General features: G+C 72.0%; 20 protein-coding genes. 7 read left to right on the top strand and 13 right to left on the bottom strand.

Going from position 1 to position 16,605, the window contains the following annotated elements:
* Positions 1-89: 89 nt before the first annotated feature.
* The 5 genes from ABZ312_RS05515 (at position 90) to ABZ312_RS05495 (ending at position 4,140) form a co-directional block, all read left to right on the top strand.
* Positions 90-614, top strand: coding sequence for a 2-oxo-4-hydroxy-4-carboxy-5-ureidoimidazoline decarboxylase (locus ABZ312_RS05515; protein WP_500326827.1), 525 nt, complete (start codon positions 90-92; stop codon positions 612-614).
* 125 nt (positions 615-739) lie between these two features.
* Entirely contained in the window at positions 740-1,120 is a 381-nt protein-coding gene (gene sdhC / locus ABZ312_RS05510; protein WP_078620037.1) for a succinate dehydrogenase, cytochrome b556 subunit, read from the top strand.
* A gap of 8 nt (positions 1,121-1,128) precedes the next feature.
* Positions 1,129-1,599, top strand: coding sequence for a succinate dehydrogenase hydrophobic membrane anchor subunit (locus tag ABZ312_RS05505; RefSeq protein WP_018561263.1), 471 nt, complete (start codon positions 1,129-1,131; stop codon positions 1,597-1,599).
* A 28-nt stretch (positions 1,600-1,627) separates the two neighbouring features.
* Positions 1,628-3,382: a succinate dehydrogenase flavoprotein subunit gene (gene sdhA, locus ABZ312_RS05500; RefSeq protein ID WP_499513582.1), complete on the top strand. Its 1,755-nt coding sequence runs from the start codon at positions 1,628-1,630 to the stop codon at positions 3,380-3,382.
* A complete protein-coding gene (locus tag ABZ312_RS05495) occupies positions 3,382-4,140 on the top strand; it encodes a succinate dehydrogenase iron-sulfur subunit (protein WP_500326606.1) in 759 nt (252 codons plus the stop codon). The genes sdhA and ABZ312_RS05495 overlap by 1 nt, the downstream gene beginning before the upstream one ends.
* 66 nt (positions 4,141-4,206) lie before the next feature.
* On the opposite strand, the gene ABZ312_RS05490 is transcribed toward ABZ312_RS05495, so the two are convergent.
* Together ABZ312_RS05490 and ABZ312_RS05485 are read right to left on the bottom strand one after the other, a co-directional pair.
* On the bottom strand, positions 4,207-5,175 hold the full coding sequence (locus ABZ312_RS05490) for a hypothetical protein (RefSeq protein WP_500436545.1): 969 nt from the start codon (positions 5,173-5,175) through the stop codon (positions 4,207-4,209).
* Between the two features lie 5 nt (positions 5,176-5,180).
* Entirely contained in the window at positions 5,181-6,515 is a 1,335-nt protein-coding gene (locus ABZ312_RS05485; RefSeq protein ID WP_500436543.1) for a DUF4132 domain-containing protein, read from the bottom strand.
* 181 nt (positions 6,516-6,696) lie between these two features.
* On the opposite strand from ABZ312_RS05485, the gene ABZ312_RS05480 reads away from it, so the two are divergent.
* Complete coding sequence (locus tag ABZ312_RS05480; RefSeq protein ID WP_500326601.1) at positions 6,697-7,872, top strand: D-alanyl-D-alanine carboxypeptidase family protein; 1,176 nt, start codon at positions 6,697-6,699, stop codon at positions 7,870-7,872.
* Between the two features lie 30 nt (positions 7,873-7,902).
* Here ABZ312_RS05480 and ABZ312_RS05475 read toward each other — a convergent pair whose 3' ends face one another.
* The 9 genes from ABZ312_RS05475 to ABZ312_RS05435 all read right to left on the bottom strand — a co-directional run bounded on the left by ABZ312_RS05475 (position 7,903) and on the right by ABZ312_RS05435 (position 15,215).
* Positions 7,903-8,163, bottom strand: coding sequence for a hypothetical protein (locus ABZ312_RS05475; RefSeq protein ID WP_500326599.1), 261 nt, complete (start codon positions 8,161-8,163; stop codon positions 7,903-7,905).
* 5 nt (positions 8,164-8,168) lie between these two features.
* The gene (locus ABZ312_RS05470) at positions 8,169-8,360 is read right to left on the bottom strand and encodes a hypothetical protein (RefSeq protein WP_499513575.1); all 192 of its coding nucleotides are present in this window, start codon (positions 8,358-8,360) and stop codon (positions 8,169-8,171) included.
* On the bottom strand, positions 8,357-9,211 hold the full coding sequence (locus ABZ312_RS05465; RefSeq protein WP_500436542.1) for a peptidoglycan-binding protein: 855 nt from the start codon (positions 9,209-9,211) through the stop codon (positions 8,357-8,359). The genes ABZ312_RS05470 and ABZ312_RS05465 overlap by 4 nt, the downstream gene beginning before the upstream one ends.
* 107 nt (positions 9,212-9,318) lie before the next feature.
* Positions 9,319-9,969, bottom strand: coding sequence for a hypothetical protein (locus tag ABZ312_RS05460; protein ID WP_500326595.1), 651 nt, complete (start codon positions 9,967-9,969; stop codon positions 9,319-9,321).
* Entirely contained in the window at positions 9,966-10,265 is a 300-nt protein-coding gene (locus ABZ312_RS05455; protein WP_500326594.1) for a hypothetical protein, read from the bottom strand. The genes ABZ312_RS05460 and ABZ312_RS05455 overlap by 4 nt, the downstream gene beginning before the upstream one ends.
* Positions 10,258-12,666, bottom strand: a complete 2,409-nt coding sequence (locus ABZ312_RS05450; protein WP_500326592.1) for a hypothetical protein — start codon at positions 12,664-12,666, stop codon at positions 10,258-10,260. Before ABZ312_RS05450 ends, ABZ312_RS05455 begins: the two co-directional genes overlap by 8 nt.
* Positions 12,653-13,483: a hypothetical protein gene (locus ABZ312_RS05445; protein WP_500326590.1), complete on the bottom strand. Its 831-nt coding sequence runs from the start codon at positions 13,481-13,483 to the stop codon at positions 12,653-12,655. The genes ABZ312_RS05450 and ABZ312_RS05445 overlap by 14 nt, the downstream gene beginning before the upstream one ends.
* Before the next feature lie 92 nt (positions 13,484-13,575).
* Entirely contained in the window at positions 13,576-14,649 is a 1,074-nt protein-coding gene (locus ABZ312_RS05440; protein WP_500359935.1) for a hypothetical protein, read from the bottom strand.
* A 17-nt stretch (positions 14,650-14,666) separates the two neighbouring features.
* Entirely contained in the window at positions 14,667-15,215 is a 549-nt protein-coding gene (locus ABZ312_RS05435) for a hypothetical protein (RefSeq protein ID WP_500436540.1), read from the bottom strand.
* 279 nt (positions 15,216-15,494) lie between these two features.
* On the opposite strand from ABZ312_RS05435, the gene ABZ312_RS05430 reads away from it, so the two are divergent.
* Entirely contained in the window at positions 15,495-15,722 is a 228-nt protein-coding gene (locus ABZ312_RS05430) for a hypothetical protein (protein ID WP_500326584.1), read from the top strand.
* A 96-nt stretch (positions 15,723-15,818) separates the two neighbouring features.
* Here the strand turns inward: ABZ312_RS05430 and ABZ312_RS05425 are convergent, their stop codons facing one another.
* Both ABZ312_RS05425 and ABZ312_RS05420 read right to left on the bottom strand, forming a co-directional pair.
* The gene (locus tag ABZ312_RS05425; protein WP_500359936.1) at positions 15,819-16,154 is read right to left on the bottom strand and encodes a hypothetical protein; all 336 of its coding nucleotides are present in this window, start codon (positions 16,152-16,154) and stop codon (positions 15,819-15,821) included.
* Between the two features lie 65 nt (positions 16,155-16,219).
* Positions 16,220-16,510, bottom strand: a complete 291-nt coding sequence (locus tag ABZ312_RS05420) for a hypothetical protein (protein WP_500326580.1) — start codon at positions 16,508-16,510, stop codon at positions 16,220-16,222.
* Between the last annotated feature and the right edge of the window lie 95 nt (positions 16,511-16,605).

The following is a 16,605-nucleotide window of genomic DNA, read 5'->3' as shown; positions in this document are numbered from 1 at the left end:
CGCCGCGGGCCCCGGCGCACCTCCCGGCGCAGTCCCGCGGCCGGGCGCCCCGACCGGCGCCGACGGGCCGCACCGGCCTCCCCCACGGCCTGCGGCGGCTCAACGAGGCCTCCCCCGGGGCGGCCGAGGCCGTCCTGCTGACCTGCTGCGGCAGCCTGCACTGGGCCCGCAGGGTCGCCGCGCACCGCCCCTACCCCGACCTGGACGCCCTGCTGGCCGCCGCCGACGAGGCCGCCTACGACCTCACGCCCGCCGACCTCGCCGAGGCCCTCGCCGCCGAGGCGGCCGGCGCCCCGCCGGACGCCGCCCCCACCCGCGGCAGCCTCGCCGCGCACACGGCGCTGCGGGCCGCGCAGGCCGCGTACGAGGCTCGCTTCGGCCACGTCTTCGTGCTCTCCCTCGACGGGGTGCACCCCGGTGAGTCCCTCGACCGGATGCTGGCGTCACTCCGTCAGCGTCTCGGCAACGAACCGGACGAGGAGCGGGTCACGGCCGCCGAGGAACTGCGCCGCGTCACCCGTTCCCGCCTGGGACGACTGGCCCTCGCAGACGCACGGGGCGGGCCGGGGGTTCCCGGCCGATACACCCACCCGTGCGGGATCGATCACACCTGAAGGACCCGGCAGGACGTAGCCGACAAGCCGTCGCTACGATGGCCAGGGCCGGAGGACCGTACCCGGCCGGGCCGACCGACCAACGAAGCCGGCAGGCCCCACACCGCTCCCGGAGGGTTTTTTCCGTGCCGGCTGGAACGTTGTACCGCGGCCGGGAAGGCATGTGGTCATGGGTGGCTCATCGAGTCACCGGTGTCCTCATCTTCTTCTTCCTGTTCGTCCACGTCCTCGACACCGCACTGGTGCGTGTCTCCCCCGAGGACTACGACAAGGTCGTCAACACCTACAAGCAGCCCATCGTCAGCCTGCTCGAGTACGGGCTGGTCGCGGCTGTCCTCTTCCACGCTCTGAACGGCCTGCGCGTCATCGCCGTGGACTTCTGGTCCAAGGGCCCGAAGTACCAGAAGCAGATGCTGTGGACGGTCGTCGGAATCTGGGTCGTGCTGATGATCGGGGCCATCTACCCCGTCCTCGGTCACGCCGCACGAGTGCTGTTCGGGAGCTGAGCGAAGTCATGTCCGCAACGGACCACGTGGAGCTCAGCTCCTCCAGCGCCGCCTACGGCCCCGACAACCCGGCCCCGGTCATCGAGCCGCCGCGCGCCCGGACCAAGCGCACCCCGCGCAGCACCCGGACCAACTTCGAGATGTACGGCTGGCTCTTCATGCGCCTGTCCGGCATCGTCCTGGTCGTCCTGGTCATCGGTCACCTGCTGATCCAGCTCGTCCTCGACGGCGGCGTCACCAAGGTCGGCTTCGCCTTCGTCGCCGGCCGCTGGGCCTCGCCGTTCTGGCAGACCTGGGACCTGATCATGCTGTGGCTGGCGATGCTGCACGGCGGCAACGGCCTGCGCACCGTGATCAACGACTACGCGGAGCGGGACAACACCCGGTTCTGGCTGAAGATGCTGGTCTACACCGCGACCGCGTTCACCATCATCCTCGGCACGCTGGTGATCTTCACCTTCGACCCGAACATCCGCTAGCCAGGGCTGGACAGGGAAGCGACCCCTCATGCAGATCCACAAGTACGACACCGTCATCGTCGGCGCGGGCGGCGCCGGCATGCGCGCCGCCATCGAGGCGACGAAGCGCAGCCGCACCGCCGTTCTGACGAAGCTCTACCCCACCCGCTCCCACACCGGCGCCGCCCAGGGCGGCATGGCCGCCGCCCTCGCGAACGTCGAGGACGACAACTGGGAGTGGCACACCTTCGACACGATCAAGGGCGGTGACTACCTGGTCGACCAGGACGCCGCCGAGATCCTGGCGAAGGAGGCCATCGACGCGGTCCTCGACCTCGAGAAGATGGGCCTGCCCTTCAACCGCACCCCCGAGGGCCGGATCGACCAGCGCCGCTTCGGCGGCCACTCCCGCAACCACGGCGAGGCCCCGGTCCGCCGTGCCTGCTACGCGGCCGACCGCACCGGCCACATGATCCTCCAGACGCTGTACCAGAACTGCGTCAAGGAGGGCGTGGAGTTCTTCAACGAGTTCTACGTCCTCGACCAGCTCATCGTCGAGGAGGACGGCGTCAAGCGGTCCGCCGGCGTCATCGCGTACGAGCTGGCCACCGGCGAGATCCACGTCTTCCAGGCGAAGGCCGTGGTGTACGCCTCCGGCGGCACCGGCAAGTTCTTCAAGGTCACCTCCAACGCGCACACCCTCACCGGTGACGGCCAGGCCGCCGTCTACCGCCGCGGTCTGCCGCTGGAGGACATGGAGTTCTTCCAGTTCCACCCGACCGGCATCTGGCGCATGGGCATCCTGCTGACGGAGGGCGCCCGCGGTGAGGGCGGCATCCTCCGCAACAAGGACGGCGAGCGCTTCATGGAGAAGTACGCGCCGGTCATGAAGGACCTCGCCTCGCGTGACGTCGTCTCCCGCGCGATCTACACCGAGATCCGCGAGGGCCGCGGCTGCGGTCCCGAGGGCGACCACGTCTACCTCGACCTGACCCACCTGCCGCCGGAGCAGCTGGACGCCAAGCTCCCGGACATCACGGAGTTCGCGCGGACCTACCTCGGCATCGAGCCCTACACGGACCCGATCCCGATCCAGCCGACCGCGCACTACGCCATGGGCGGCATCCCCACCAACGTCCAGGGTGAGGTCCTGTCGGACAACACCACCGTCGTCCCGGGCCTGTACGCCGCCGGCGAGGTCGCCTGCGTCTCCGTGCACGGCGCCAACCGCCTCGGCACCAACTCGCTGCTGGACATCAACGTCTTCGGCCGCCGGGCCGGCATCGCTGCCGCCGAGTACTCCGCGGACCACGACTACGTCGAGCTCCCCGAGGCCCCGGCGCAGTTCGTGGTCGACCTGGTGGAGCGGCTGCGTTCCTCCACCGGCAACGAGCGGGTCGCGCAGCTGCGCAAGGAGCTGCAGGAGACCATGGACGCGAACGTCATGGTGTTCCGCACCGAGCAGACCATCAAGACCGCCGTCGAGAAGATCGGCGAGCTGCGCGCGCGGTACCGGAACGTGTCGATCCAGGACAAGGGCAAGCGGTTCAACACCGACCTGCTCGAGGCCATCGAGCTCGGCAACCTGCTCGACCTCGCCGAGGTCATGGCGGTCTCGGCCCTGGCCCGCAAGGAGTCCCGCGGCGGCCACTACCGCGAGGACTACCCGAACCGCGACGACGTCAACTTCATGCGGCACACGATGGCGTACCGCGAGGTGGGTGCCGACGGCACCGAGGCGATCCGTCTCGACTACAAGCCGGTCGTGCAGACCCGCTACCAGCCGATGGAGCGTAAGTACTGATGAGCACCGCGACCCTCGACAAGGTCGAGGCCGAGGCCCAGGCCTCGCCCTACATCACGGTCACCTTCCGGATCCGCCGGTTCAACCCGGAGATCTCGGAGGAGGCCACCTGGCAGGACTTCCAACTGGAGATCGACCCCAAGGAGCGGGTCCTCGACGGCCTCCACAAGATCAAGTGGGACATGGACGGAACGCTGACGTTCCGTCGCTCCTGCGCCCACGGCATCTGCGGCTCCGACGCCATGCGCATCAACGGCCGCAACCGGCTGGCCTGCAAGACCCTGATCAAGGACATCAACCCGGACAAGCCCATCACCGTCGAGCCCATCAAGGGCCTGACGGTGCTGAAGGACCTGGTCGTCGACATGGACCCGTTCTTCCAGGCCTACCGGGACGTGATGCCCTTCCTCATCACCAAGGGCAACGAGCCGACGCGCGAGCGCCTGCAGTCCGCCGAGGACCGCGCGCGCTTCGACGACACCACCAAGTGCATCCTGTGCGCCGCGTGCACGTCGTCCTGCCCGGTCTTCTGGAACGACGGCCAGTACTTCGGCCCGGCGGCCATCGTCAACGCCCACCGCTTCATCTTCGACTCGCGTGACGAGGGCGGCGAGCAGCGGCTCGAGGTGCTGAACGACAAGGACGGCGTGTGGCGCTGCCGCACCACGTTCAACTGCACCGACGCCTGCCCCCGTGGCATCGAGGTCACCAAGGCGATCCAGGAGGTCAAGCGCGCGCTCATCACGCGTCGCTTCTGATCCCCTCCGCCGAGGCTCCCCCGAGGGCCCCGCAGCCGGTCAGCCGGCTGCGGGGCCCTCGGGCGTTCACGGGGCCAGCGCGCGGCCGATCTGCCTGCGGGTCACCGTGTGGCCGACGCACCCTGCGAGCCTGCGCAGCTCGTCCCGGCCGGCGTCACCGCCCAGGCGGGCCAGGGCGCGTATGCCGGCGCCGGCGACGACGGTCTTGACCGGGGGACGTTCGACGAGGGCGCCCAGGACGCGGACGGTCTCCGGGTGGGAAGGCACGGACGGCGACGACAGCAGCCAGGCCATACCGCGGACGGCGGTGACGTTCCAGGGGTCGTGGGAGCCGTGGGTGGCCAGCGCGAGCCAGGGGGTGGCGGTACGGCGTACCGTCTCGGCGTCGACGCCGTCGAGGAGCGCGGCGGCCGCCCGGTCCCAGCGCGCGCTGGGCGCCGGCTTGGCGGCACGCAGATGCGGGATCAGGTGACGCCAGCGGGCGCCGAGTTCCGGCAGCTGCGCCAGGACGCGGTCGGACCAGAGCTCACCGGGGTTGAGGGGCGGCTCAGGGAGGCGGTCGAGCAGCAGCTGCGCCCAGCCGAGGCCCGCGTACGCGGATCTGCGGAGCAGGCCAACCGCCTCGCCGGACAGCGGACGCCCGGCGTCCAGCAGAGCCTCGGCGAGGATGGGCACGTCGTCGCTGATCTGCGTCCACCAGCAGGTCGCCGCCACGCGTTCCAGCATGCTGTTCCACCGCATGCACCAGGAGTCCTCGGCGAAGCCGCGGGAGACCGCGGCGAGCACGAGCCAGGGTCTTTCGGACTCGTCCGGCACCTTGTGCGGTGCCTCGCCGTGCTCGACGAGGAGACCGGCCAGGGCCATGCGCCGCTCCTGAGGCATCGCCCTCAGCCGGGACACGGCTCCGTGGCCCTCGCAGTCGGCCGCCGACAGCAGGTGCCCGGCCAGCTCGGTCACCTCCCCCTCCGCGGCGAGCCGGGCGATGAACTCGATCCGGCCCTCGTCCTCCCAGGGCGAGCATTCCGGGGTCGTCACACGTTTCACAGCCGGCTCACGATCGTCGGGTCGGTGATCTCCGTGTCGCGGGCGAGGAGCAGCGCCTTGCCGAGGACCACCGACAGCATGGCGTCGCCCTCGAAGGGCAGGGGGCCCGGGACCACGCAGGCGTGGGCGGGCGGGACGACGCACAGGTGGCGGTCGCCCGGGGACATCAGGACGTTGCCGGACCCTATGTGGATCCGGTACGTGTGACGGTCGCCGCGGACGTGCAGGAAACGGCCCTCGACGCCGCAGCGTCCGGCGATGGCCAGGCGCGGCACGAGGCGGCACAGCACCTCGCGGCGCGTCTTCGCGCACGGGGTCAGCTCGCCGAAGCCGTAGGACGCCCAGTAGGCCCGGAAGCGGCCGTCGGGGCCGCCGTCCTGCCAGGTGGGGTCGTTGCCGATGCCCGCGGTGCCCACGAAGAGGTCCACGTCGCGCAGGACTTCGCTGAGGACGAGCGGCGGAACGTCGGCGAGCGGGAGCGGATCGGCGGCCCGGTCCCCGGGGGCGTGCAGCGGGAGGAAGCGCACCTGGTCCGTGCCGACGTACAAATGGCTGCCGAAGTGGCCGAAGGCGTCCCCGTCGACGCCCTGGACCCGCAGCTCCGCCCGCAGCCCCCACCGCGGGAGCTCGCGCGTGGCGGGCGGGAAGGCCTCGTCGACCGGCAGGCGCAGGCGGTACCGCCAGCCGCGGGCGGCGGCCAGCGAGGCGAACGGGTGCTGTCTCAGGACGTGGTGCGTGGCGGTGACGCGTGCGGCGTCCGCGAGGCCGTACACCTCGCGGTGGGCCTGCCGGAAGGGCTGCGTGACGCCGTGCCGCTCCAGCCACTCCCGCCAGGCGGTGATCTCCGCGCGGTCGCGCCCCCAGGGATGCCACAGTCCGACGACGTCCTCCCCGCCACCCAGGACCCGCTCTCCCGCGAGGGTGCGCAGGCCGCCGTCGGCCCATCCGCAGGCGACCCCGTCGACCGTCCACAGCAGGCGCCGGACGAGGGTGCCGAGCAGTGGATGGCCCAGCATCCGCTCCCGCCACACGGAGTACGCCCACGTGCGCCGTTCCGGGAACTGCCGTTCCAGCCATGCGGCCTGCGCCGCCAGCGTCCGGTCGATGTCCCCGACGGTCGCCCTGAGCCGCGTCAGCTCCCCCGCGTGCTCGCGCCGCACGACGGCCGGGGCCCCCTTCAGGGCCTTTCCCGCCGCGTTACGCCACCCCAGCACGGCCCGCCCGTCCCGGATCCCCAGTTCCGCGGTGACGCCACCCAGCCGCTGCACCACCCCGATCCCGTACCCGGGCACGGCCGACTCCCCCACGTCCCCCCACGCGATCACACTCACCGTCCACCCCCTGTGCGGCGACCCCCGCAGTCCCCATGCCCGCCGAGCGTAGGACCGCCCTCTGACAACGCCCCGTTCGTCCCCCTTTCGGCGCAAGCACCCCCCATGCGCTGGGCCGACCGGTGTCCACAGCGGTGTCCCCGGTTCGGTTGTGGGGGGTCGCAGCTTGTACCGTCCCCCCATGGCCGCGACACCCCCCACACCGCCGCGACGTGCCGTCCTCGGACTCGGCGTGGCTGCCGCGCTGCTTCCCGCCGGGAAGGCGGTGGCGGCCGGCAGATCCGTGGTCGGGGGCGAGCGGCTGGGGCGGCACGGGGTGCAGGTGGCGGTGGGGGCGCCGAGGCTGCCCGAGACGAACTCGCTGTCGTGGATCGTCGCGGACGCCGACTCCGGTGCCGTGCTGGCGTCGTACAACGCGCACCGGAGGCTGCCGCCGGCGAGCACGCTGAAGATGCTGTTCGCGGACACGCTGCTGCCCCGCTTCGGCCGGCGGACCCGGCACGAGGTGACGCACGCGGACCTGGCGGACATAGGAGCCGGGAGCAGTCTGGTCGGGATCGAGGCGGGGATCACCTACACGGTCGAGCAGCTGTGGCTCGGGGTGTTCCTGCGGTCGGGGAACGACGCGGTGCACGTGCTGTGCTCGATGAACGGCGGGGTGGAGAAGACCGTCCGGGAGATGCGGGCGCAGGCCCGGGAGCTGCAGGCGAACGACACGTACGTGGTGAGTCCGGACGGCTACGACACGCCCGACCAGCTGTCGTCGGCGTACGATCTGACGCTCTTCGCGCGGGCGGGGCTGCGGAACCCGGACTTCAGGTACTACTGCCGGACGCAGGTCGCGCGGTTCCCCGCGGAGAAGGGCGCGACCTTCGAGATCCAGAACACCAACCGCCTGCTGGGCGACTACGACGGCATGATCGGGGTGAAGAACGGCTACACCACCAACGCCGGGAACACCTTCACGGGCGCGGCGGAGCGCGACGGACGGACGCTGTTGGTGACCGTGATGCACCCGGAGTCGGGGTACGACGAGGTGTACCGGGAGGCGGCCGACCTGCTGGACTGGGGGTTCGACGCGGTGGGCCGCGTGGAGCCGGTCGGGGAGCTGGTGCCGACGCTGAGCCAGGTGCGCGCGATGGCCGGGGGGCCTCCCGGTGAGAGCCGCGGCCCGCGGCCCGCGGCGGCGGGGGACGCGTCGAAGGGTTCCTCGTGGTTCGGACCGGCCGTGGAGACCGTCCTGGTGGCGGCGGTCGCGGCCTTCGTCCTGGCCATCAGGCGCCGCCCCCTGCCGCAGCGGGCGGCGGCCGGGGGGGACGCCGGGCGGCGCGGGCGCGGCTCGAGCCGCGCCCGCTGAGGTCGCCGTCCCGCGGCCGGGGTACGCCGCTCACCCGGCGAAGGTCCCGTAGGCGGCGACGACCAGCGCCATCAACCCGGTGAGCGCCGCCACGGCGGGCAGCGGCCAGCGGGAACGCTCCAGCGCCTCAATGCGCTCCTCGTGCTCGCCCAGCACCTTGTCGGTCTGGTCGGCGCGCTGCAGGAGCAGGGCGAGATCGCCCCGCGTGGTGGCGAAGCCGACGTCGACGGAGCGGCGCAGGCGTTCGAGTTCGAGGGCGACCCCGAGGGTGCCTTCCTGATGCGTGGTCATCTGCCTCACCGCCTCAGCCAGGAGGGCAGCAGCCGCTCCACGGCGTCGAGGGACATCACGCGGGTGACGGCGGCCGCGACGGCGAGCACGGTGCAGGCGCCCGGCCAGGCCGCGTCGACCAGCAGCGGCGCGGCGGCGGCGAGGGCGACGCCGGTCTGGACGAGGGTGCGGACGGTACGGCGGTCGGCGTCGGTCATGTGGTCTCCTTCCTCTTCGGGACGTGCAGTCCGTCCCAACTGATGCGGCCGGGGATGCCGTCGGCGTCCGCGCCGCCGTAGCCGAGCTTGCGCTGCCAGGCGGCGTAGGAGCGGCGGTCGGCTTCGGTCCACTCCGGCCCGGGCCCTTGCCGGTAGCGGCCGCAGCCGACGGCGACGAGGCGCCGGCCCATCGCCGTGACGACGTCGCTGCGACGGCCGGGCCGGAAGAAGGCGGCGCCCGGGAAGGGCTCGTACGTCCGCGTGGGCGGGGTTCCGAGCCGCTTGGCGACGCGCTCCCGCATGGCCGGCATCGGGAAGCTCGGATCGATCTTCCGTCTCGTCCATTCCTTGTGCCCGATGACGTGGCCGGCGCTCCAGCCGTGCACCCGGCACAGGGCGACGGCGGTCCTCTCCACGGCCGTCAACTGGGCGGCGGGGTAGGGGTCGCGGCCATCGCCCAGGTTCTCGATCTCGAACCCGTAGAAGTGGGCGTTGCCGTCGACGGCGTCGGCACCTGGCTTCGCGGGCAGCGGGCGGCCGGCGCGGACGGCGTCGTACACGGCGCTCGAACCGCTGCCGGCGTGGTTGGTGCGCCCGTACCCGACCAGGTGCACGGTGCCGTCCTTGGCGATGACGCCGATGCACAGCGGTCCTGGCAGGTCGGCGCGGCCGGTCCGGCACAGCGCCACGCTGTCCCGGCCGGCGGTGTGATGCAGCATCACCCCGTGCACCTGGCCCCAGGCGGCGACGGCGTTGCGGTTGTGGGTGCGCCAGTCGCCGTGTCCGGCGACGGTGACGCCTTCGGCATCGAGAGCGGCCAGGAATGCCGTCGCGGAGACGGGTGTGGCCATGGTTCCTCCTCTGTCGGTGGGACGGTGGGACGGTGGGACTGGCGACGGGAACGGGGAAGCCCCGGGCCGCCGTGTGACGGCGGCCCGGGGCTCGGGGGCGGACGGTCCTACAGCAGCGGGTCGATCCGGATGAAGCGGGTGTCGAAGCTGGCCGTGCTGGACGCGTTGCCGGAGCGGTAGGCGGGTGTGGCGGTGTAGCCGGTGCCCGCCGTGAGGCCGGTCACGAGGAACTGGCTGGACGACGAACCCCGGCCGGTGTTGGTGACCAGTGCCGCCCGGTCGTCGCTGGTGGCGAGGATCACCGCGTTGTCCGAGGCTCTGCGGACCGTGGCGGACATGTAGGAGCTGTACGCCCCCGAGCTCCACATGTAGGCGCCCACCGTCACGATGACCTGGCCGGAGGCGGGCGCCGTGAAGGCGGCCGCCATGGGGTCGCCGACCGCGTCGGTCAGGGTCTCCGCGTAGGTCGTCGAGTTCGTGGTGCCGCCGTCCACGTTCACCCGGAACACCGGGACGGCTCCCACCGGCGCCCAGACGGTACCGGTGTACTGCACCAGCCGGCCGGGGGTCGTCAGCCAGGCGACCATGCCGGCCACGGGTGCCGTGACCTTGGCGTCGCGCGACGCCGCGTCGGCGAAGCGCATCACGGTACGGCCGTCCACGCCCTCCGCGAGCGCCCTGAGGTTCGCGGGCAGGTCGGCGGCGTCGGTGGCCTGGGGGTAGGGGAGATTGCTGATCGGGGTGTACTGCGTGCTCACGCGGTGGCCTCCGCTGCGGGCTCGGGTACGCCGCCGCCTTCGGCGGTGTACGGGGACGGGGTGGCTTCCTCCTCCTCGCCGGGGCCGTGCGGGGACGGCGGGTCCGGCGGCTCCGGTTCCCCCTCCGGCGGCAGGCCGTCGCTGACCGTGACGGCGACCGGAAGGTCCGGTCCGAGGTCCGCGGCCGCGCCGACGCCGAGGTATCCGGCGAGTTCCGTCGTCACCGTGTCGGCCAGCTGCCGGAACTGAACGTCCGTCAGGGTGACGGGGCCGGATCCGGGGGTGTTCTCAGGCATGGGTGCCCTCCTTGATGTCGCGCCAGGTCCGGCCGCCGGCCTTCACCTCGGCGAGGGTCGGGTACGCGGCCGCCACCTGGGCGTACGTCTGCCACACCTCCGCCACCGGCGCTGCCGGGACGTCGGGGGTCAGCCCGGAGTCCGCGGGGACCCCGTTGGGCACGGTCCCGCGCAGGGTCAGGGTCTGCCGCACCCCGCCGGCCGCCGTCGCCGCGGTCTTGATCCCGGTGACCCAGGCCAGGGTGTCCAGTCGGGCGCCGCTGGTGTCGACCAGCCGCACGACGTCGCCGAGCTGGATCCGCGGGTCGGGGAGCACCTCGACGTCGCCGATGACGGGGACGGGGTACTCGCCGGCCCTGCGCATGGCGTCGGCGAGCGACTGCGCGCCCCGCAGGTCCTGCACCCAGTCCGTGGCCTCGGCGGAGTACTCCTGGCGGCCGTAGAACCGTTCGCCGGCACTGCCCGCCACCCAGGAGGTGGCGAAGCGTTCGGCCGGGTCGTCGGCCGGCTTGAGGGTCTCGAGGTGGACGGACGGCTCGCCGGTCTTCGTGACGGTGTACAGCGTCTGCGCACTGCGGTTGCTGAAGCGCACCACGAGGTAGCCGTCCTCGCGGCGGGTCAGGACGTCGACCGCGCCCTTGACCGCCGTCGCCCCGGCCGCGGGCGATGTCGCGAAGCGCACCGAGGACCCGGAGGTGCTGACGGAGTCGTCGTCGGTGAGCGGCGGTCCGATGTCGAACTCCTCCTCGGCCATCACGTAGCTGACCGTGACGGACCGGTTCGCGGGGATCTCCCGGATGGTGCTGTCGTCGTAGACGGTCCCGGTCGCCGCGCCGGTCTTGGACCAGTCCTTGGCGGGCTGGACGCAGTAGTTCCGGCAGGCGTCGATCTCCTCCGTGACGGTCAGCGCGGCGATGTCCCGCACGGTGGTCAGCGTGAGGTCGGCCGCCGTCGGGGGCTGGGCGAACCGGGTGTGGTTGCGCCAGCGGAAGACTCCGTGCTCGTCGAACTCGGCGGTCGCCATGGTCGCCCTGGCGATCTGCGTCAGCACGTCCCACTGCGAGCCCGAGACCCGGGGGACGCAGACCAGCGGGAAGACCGCGTCGTCGAGGACCGCGCCCTTGGTCCAGGTGCCGGACTGGCCGAAGACGCCCGCGGCCGGCATGGCGGCCAGCCCGGAGGTCACCTGCAGCGACTCCACGGCCACGGTGGTGACCAGCCGCACCTGGTCCAGCTCGGCGGACTTCTGGATGCCGGACGGCTGGACGTACGTGGCCGCCGTCCCCAGCAGTTGCGTTCCGTCGGGTGCGGTCAGCCTCGGCTGCACGGTGGGGTACACCGCGGTCCCGGTGCCCGCCGTGTCGAAGAACGCGCCGATGTGCCAGACGCCCCGCTGTGCCCTGATGGCCGGCCATGACCACTCGAAGTACCAGTAGCCCTGGTCCGAGCCCTCGGAGTGGAGGCGGACGGTGCCGGCGACGAAGTCGACGACCAGGCGCAGGGTGCCCGTCGCCGATCCCGTGCGGTTGAGCTGGAGGTGGATCTCCACCGTGTCGCCGATGCCGACGGCGTTGTTGACCCACGCCTCGGCGAACAGCCGGCTGCCCGGCACGGTGACGCGGCTGCGCGGGAACCAGGAGGCCGTCAGGCCCGTGGTCCCCGGCTCCAGCCCGGTGGGCACGAGCGCCATCTCGTGGGGCGCGTCCTGCCTGGTCCAGGTGTAGTTCCGCGGATCGGGCAGCACCTCCGGCTGGCCGTAGGGCGTGGTGAACCCGCCGTGCAGCGTGGCGTGGACGAGGGTGAGCGGCTGCCCCTCGACGAACTCGGGGTAGCGCGCGGGCGGGGAGCTGTGGAGTCCCGCCTGCCGGAGGAGCTCGTCCACGCACCAGGTCGCCGAGGACACCGGGCGCTTCCGGAAGAACCCGATGTACGGCTTCGGCAGGACGGCGGGGCCGCGCAGCCGCTCGGCCCCGTCCAGCGCGGTGACCTTGACGGTGTCGCTGCCGGAGGCCGCGCTGCGGGCCCGGACCGTGCCGCGGAAGGCGGCCAGGTCGTTCCCGCCGAGCCCCGCGGCGTGCACCACGGACTGGCCGGGACGGACGAGGTCTCCCGTGCTCCTGGGCGCCCACGGCGAGTACAGCTGGGGGCCGGACCGGTCGGCTCCGCCCTGCAGGTGTTCGTCCGGGGGGACGGCCGCACCCGAGATCTCGAACTCGGCCTGGGCCGAGGCGCTGCCGGAGAACGCCCGCATCGCCTCCGGCAGGTCGGTCGCGTACGACCGGTCCACGCTCCACGACTGCACCTGGGCGCCGAGGTCCTTGCCGCCGAAGCGGGTGGAGTGGGACGTGGTCCGCTCGCCCTGCGCGAGGGCCGCGCCGAGCGCGTCGTCAGCCCGCTGCACCTGCCACCTCCACCAGGTCGATGCTCACGCCGCGGTACGGCAGCGGCTGGGACGGCACGTCGCTGTACCCGGTGACCGCCATCGCGGGGCAGCCGTCGCCGGGGACGCCGTCGGCGGCGCCGTCGTCGTACGACAGGCAGGCCCCGGCGAGGGCGTACGTCCCGGCGGCCCCGGGCTTCGCGCAGGGCGTCACGAAGGCCGCGCCCGCCGGCACGGTCCCCGCCACGTAGGCGCCGTTCGCCGACACCGACGACAGGTAGGCACCGGCGGCGTTCTTGAAGTCGAGGTTCACCGCGCACGTCGGCAGGGCGGCGATCGCCGTGGAGGCCCGGAAGGAGATCCGGGTGCCGGGCGCGACGGGGTGGCTGCCCCAGTAGCGGTGGCGCCAGGCGACCTTCGCGGCGGTGTCCGCGGCGGTGAAGGCGAAGACCCCGGGGGAGGCCGGTTCCGTGACGCTCCCCGTTCCGGTGCCCACCACCGGGAGCCACTGGCCGAGCCCTGTGCTCCCCGGCTCCCCCCGGCCGGCCGCCTGCAGCGCGTCCAGCATGTTGGCCGCCGCCGGGTCGAGCAGTGCGACCGGCCCGGCGCCGTCGGTGCGGCGGGCCAGCCGGTCCAGCACCCTGGCCTGCGCGGGCTCCAGCGTGTCCCAGCTCAGCTTGGTCCGGCGGTTGGCGCGCGCGTTGCGCACGACGGTCACCCGGCCGCCGAGCGACGTGAACTCCGACACGCCGAGGTCGGCGCTCCGGTCGAAGCTCCGCGCCGCGCGGTCGATCTCGTACAGCGAACCGGGCGGTCCGATCCACAGGTTCCTGCCCATGTGTCACCTCGTCTCTTGCCGTGAGGGCATGAAAAAGGCCGGCGACACGGTCGCCGGCGTCGAATCCGTACGAAGGGCGGGAGGGGCGCGGCTCAGCGCCGCGCGAGTTGCCGGTTGCCCAGGGCCACGGCCCGCGCGATGGTCTGCGCGTCCACCTGGACGACGACGGGCCGGTCCGCGAGCTTCTCGACGGCCGCCGCCAGCCGCGCCAAGTGCGCCGGCGACCCGCCGCCCGTGCCGAGCATCCGCTCCAGCCTGCTGAGCGGGATGACCGCCTCGGCCTCGCCGCCCTCACCGACCACCGCCAGCGTGCCGCCGCTCCGGGCGGGGACGACACCGCCCTGGGCGAGGGCGGGGATGTTGGGGATCTGCGGGATGTGGATCGAGAAGGACTTGCCACCGATCACCGGCACCCAGCCCGGGATCGACACGTGGACCCGGTTCAGCGCGGAGATCATGTGGTTGATGCCGCTGACGTACGCGCGGGGCAGCGCGGTGAAGGCGTTGATGATGCCCTTCAGCACGGACTTGATCGGGCCCGCGTGGGACCTGATGGCGCCGAGGATGGCGTTCCAGGCCCACTTCACGCCCTTGGCCAGGGCGGCGGACACCTTGTCCATGTTGATGAACTGGGAAATGATCGGCGCGAGCAGTGCCATGACGAGCCCGAACGGGTTCGCCGCCATCGCGAGGTTGAGCCCCCGCTGCGCGAGCGAGGCCCCTTTGACCCCCTTGCCGAGGCTCCCCATGGACTTCCCGCCGCGGTCGGCGTTCTTGCCGGCCTTCCCGACGGACTTCTCGACGGCGTCGGACTGCCGCTTGACCTCACGCAAGGCCCCCTCGGCCTTGCCGGAGGCGCCCTTGAGCCTGTCGAGGGAGGCCCTGAACTTGTCGGTGCTCCCGCGGGACTTGCCGAGTGAGCTGTCGGCTCCCACCGCAGACGCTTTCACCTTGTCGAGGCCGGAGCCGCCGCCGGCCGCCGCCGACTTCATCCTGCCGAGCGAGGTGTTCAGCCGGTCCGAGCCGCCGCGGATCCTGTCCAGCGAGGGGCCGGCCCCGGCTGTCGAGGACTGGATCTGCCGTGCGGCCGTGGCCGCTTGGGAAGCCGCGCCCCGAAATCGGGCCAGCGATCCCGCGGCCGTGTTCGCGCTTCGCGAAAGAGACATGGGGACTCCAGGTTGTTTCAGGCCATCTGGCGTGCGGCGCCGTTCAATTCCTTGGTGAGATCACTGAGAGATCTGGACAGGGCGATCGACGCACTCCGCATGGAGTTCACCCGCTCCACATCGATGCTTTCCACCGGGGCTCGCACCGCCGGCTCCGCGTCCTTCTTCCGGCGCGGAATTCCGTTCTCGTCGTGCTCGATCCGGGCCTTCCCCAAAAGGGAAGCCTTCACTTTGTCCGCGTCGAAGAGTGTGCTGACGGCGAAGCCGCCCACGATCGCCGCGAGTGCCGACCAGGCCGCCACCGAGTCGGCCTTGAAGTCCTGGAGGCCCTTGACCACTTCATCCAATCCGAAGCCGATCGCCTTGGCCCAGTTCTCCGCCTGGGTAGGCTCTTCCTTCGCGTCCTTGAACTTCTGGTCGAGATATTCCTTGGTAAGCCCCCCGCCCTTCTGCTCCTTGAACTTTCCGTCGATGTAAGCCTGGGTGGCAACACCACCCCCCGTCTCGAGTTTGCCCTTTATGTCGGCTACTCGGCTGTACACCTCGTCGATCGAGTGATTCGCCATGACGGCACCTTCCTCGCGGTAATGATGGGCACCCAGGGGGCACTTGACACACGCAACCGGCAACCCCAGACTGGAGCGTCTTTCATTCGGCAAGCCTTTGAGATTCCCACAAGGGGGGAAATGTACGGCCCGGCGATTCCGGTGTCCGTTCTGTCAGCCTTTGCTCTCTGGCTGTCATTGCGGATCTTCCGAGGGGGGCGCGCGCTGAGGAAGCGCGGGATCCGGACCACGGCAACGTGCGTGAACACGGGAGGCGGCCCGAACGGCAGTGTTCAGCTCATGGTGCAGTTCACCACGGACACCGGTGAAGCCGTTCGGACCAGCATCGGCCCCTTCAATTTCCCACCCGTCCGCACAGGCGGACTTCTTGAAGTGGTCTACGACCCGCAGGAGCCGGTCAACGTCGAGACCCCGGACCGGCTGACGAACGGCAGGGTGGCACTGGCTTTCGTCGTCGGCTCCGCGACCGCGCTCCTCCTCTCGCTGGCGCTGATCGTCTTGGGCTAGTGCTCCGGAGCCCTACGCCGTCTCGTACGTGTCGGTGGACTGCGGACACGGGAGCGCGCCGAGCGCCGTGTGACGGGTCACGGATGGACCGGCCCCTCAGGCGAAGAAACGGATCAACTGCGCGGGCGTGGGGTTCCCGGGAACCGGCGACGGGCCCTGGTCCACGCCGGGGGCGGCCCCTGCGCCCGGGCGTGGGACGGGCTGGGGGTACTCCAGCGCCTCCGCGTCCTCGTCGCGGTTCACGGTGGCGAACATCCAGTTGGCCTCGGCGAGGTGGTCGACCACGTTGGCGAGCAGGTGGTCGCCCACCGACCAGTCGGCGGCCTCCCCGTGGACGCCGCGCAGGGTCGCGCTGTCGCGTGGCAGGTGCCGGACCAGCACCGCGAGCCGGCGGGAGGACAGCCGGCCGCGGTGCCAGTCCAGCAGGTCCACGCCGTAGTGGCGGAGCAGGTCCGCCTCGAGCGCCTCGGCGTGTTCGTCGACGAACCCGCCGAGGCTCAGCCTTCCCCCAGGCCGAGCCCCGTCTCCTTGCCGTAGGCCTCCAGGATGGCCGCGATGTCCTGCATCGTGACCTCGTGTCGGTCGAAGCGGCCGAACTGCCGCTCGCCCAGCAGCAGCTGGAGCAGCCCGTCCACGTCGTTGTCGTCCAGGGCCCGCAGCTCGCGGGCCGTGGAGCGGGTGAGCTCGGTGGGGAGCTCGAAGGTGTCACCGTCGACGGTGAAGGTCCAGGAACGGCCGAGCGCCTCCAGGCGCTGGGCGCGGGCGGCGCTGACGTCGAAACCGGCCATGCTGCATCCCCTCTGAGATGGGTGGGTGGTGTACCGGGACTGTGCGAAAGGGCCCGGGGCCGGTGGCGCGGCGCCACCGGCCCCGGCGGTCGGAC

It is taken from the genome of Streptomyces sp. NPDC006207 (assembly GCF_040613835.1).
Lineage (GTDB): Bacteria > Actinomycetota > Actinomycetes > Streptomycetales > Streptomycetaceae > Actinacidiphila.
Note: the sequence above shows the minus strand (reverse complement) of the source record. Positions and strands in the feature narration are given on the sequence as shown.

Excerpts from the sequence above, each read along its gene's own strand:
- ABZ312_RS05470 (WP_499513575.1), bottom strand. The coding sequence starts at position 8,360 with ATGACCGACGCCGACCGCCGTACCGTCCGCACCCTCGTCCAGACCGGC.
- ABZ312_RS05455 (WP_500326594.1), bottom strand. The coding sequence starts at position 10,265 with ATGCCTGAGAACACCCCCGGATCCGGCCCCGTCACCCTGACGGACGTT.
- ABZ312_RS05475 (WP_500326599.1), bottom strand. The coding sequence starts at position 8,163 with ATGACCACGCATCAGGAAGGCACCCTCGGGGTCGCCCTCGAACTCGAA.
- sdhA (WP_499513582.1), top strand. The coding sequence starts at position 1,628 with ATGCAGATCCACAAGTACGACACCGTCATCGTCGGCGCGGGCGGCGCC.
- ABZ312_RS05465 (WP_500436542.1), bottom strand. The coding sequence starts at position 9,211 with ATGGCCACACCCGTCTCCGCGACGGCATTCCTGGCCGCTCTCGATGCC.
- ABZ312_RS05430 (WP_500326584.1), top strand. The coding sequence starts at position 15,495 with ATGGTGCAGTTCACCACGGACACCGGTGAAGCCGTTCGGACCAGCATC.
- ABZ312_RS05420 (WP_500326580.1), bottom strand. The coding sequence starts at position 16,510 with ATGGCCGGTTTCGACGTCAGCGCCGCCCGCGCCCAGCGCCTGGAGGCG.
- ABZ312_RS05495 (WP_500326606.1), top strand. The coding sequence starts at position 3,382 with ATGAGCACCGCGACCCTCGACAAGGTCGAGGCCGAGGCCCAGGCCTCG.
- ABZ312_RS05435 (WP_500436540.1), bottom strand. The coding sequence starts at position 15,215 with ATGGCGAATCACTCGATCGACGAGGTGTACAGCCGAGTAGCCGACATA.
- ABZ312_RS05480 (WP_500326601.1), top strand. The coding sequence starts at position 6,697 with ATGGCCGCGACACCCCCCACACCGCCGCGACGTGCCGTCCTCGGACTC.
- ABZ312_RS05440 (WP_500359935.1), bottom strand. The coding sequence starts at position 14,649 with ATGTCTCTTTCGCGAAGCGCGAACACGGCCGCGGGATCGCTGGCCCGA.
- ABZ312_RS05505 (WP_018561263.1), top strand. The coding sequence starts at position 1,129 with ATGTCCGCAACGGACCACGTGGAGCTCAGCTCCTCCAGCGCCGCCTAC.
- ABZ312_RS05445 (WP_500326590.1), bottom strand. The coding sequence starts at position 13,483 with ATGGGCAGGAACCTGTGGATCGGACCGCCCGGTTCGCTGTACGAGATC.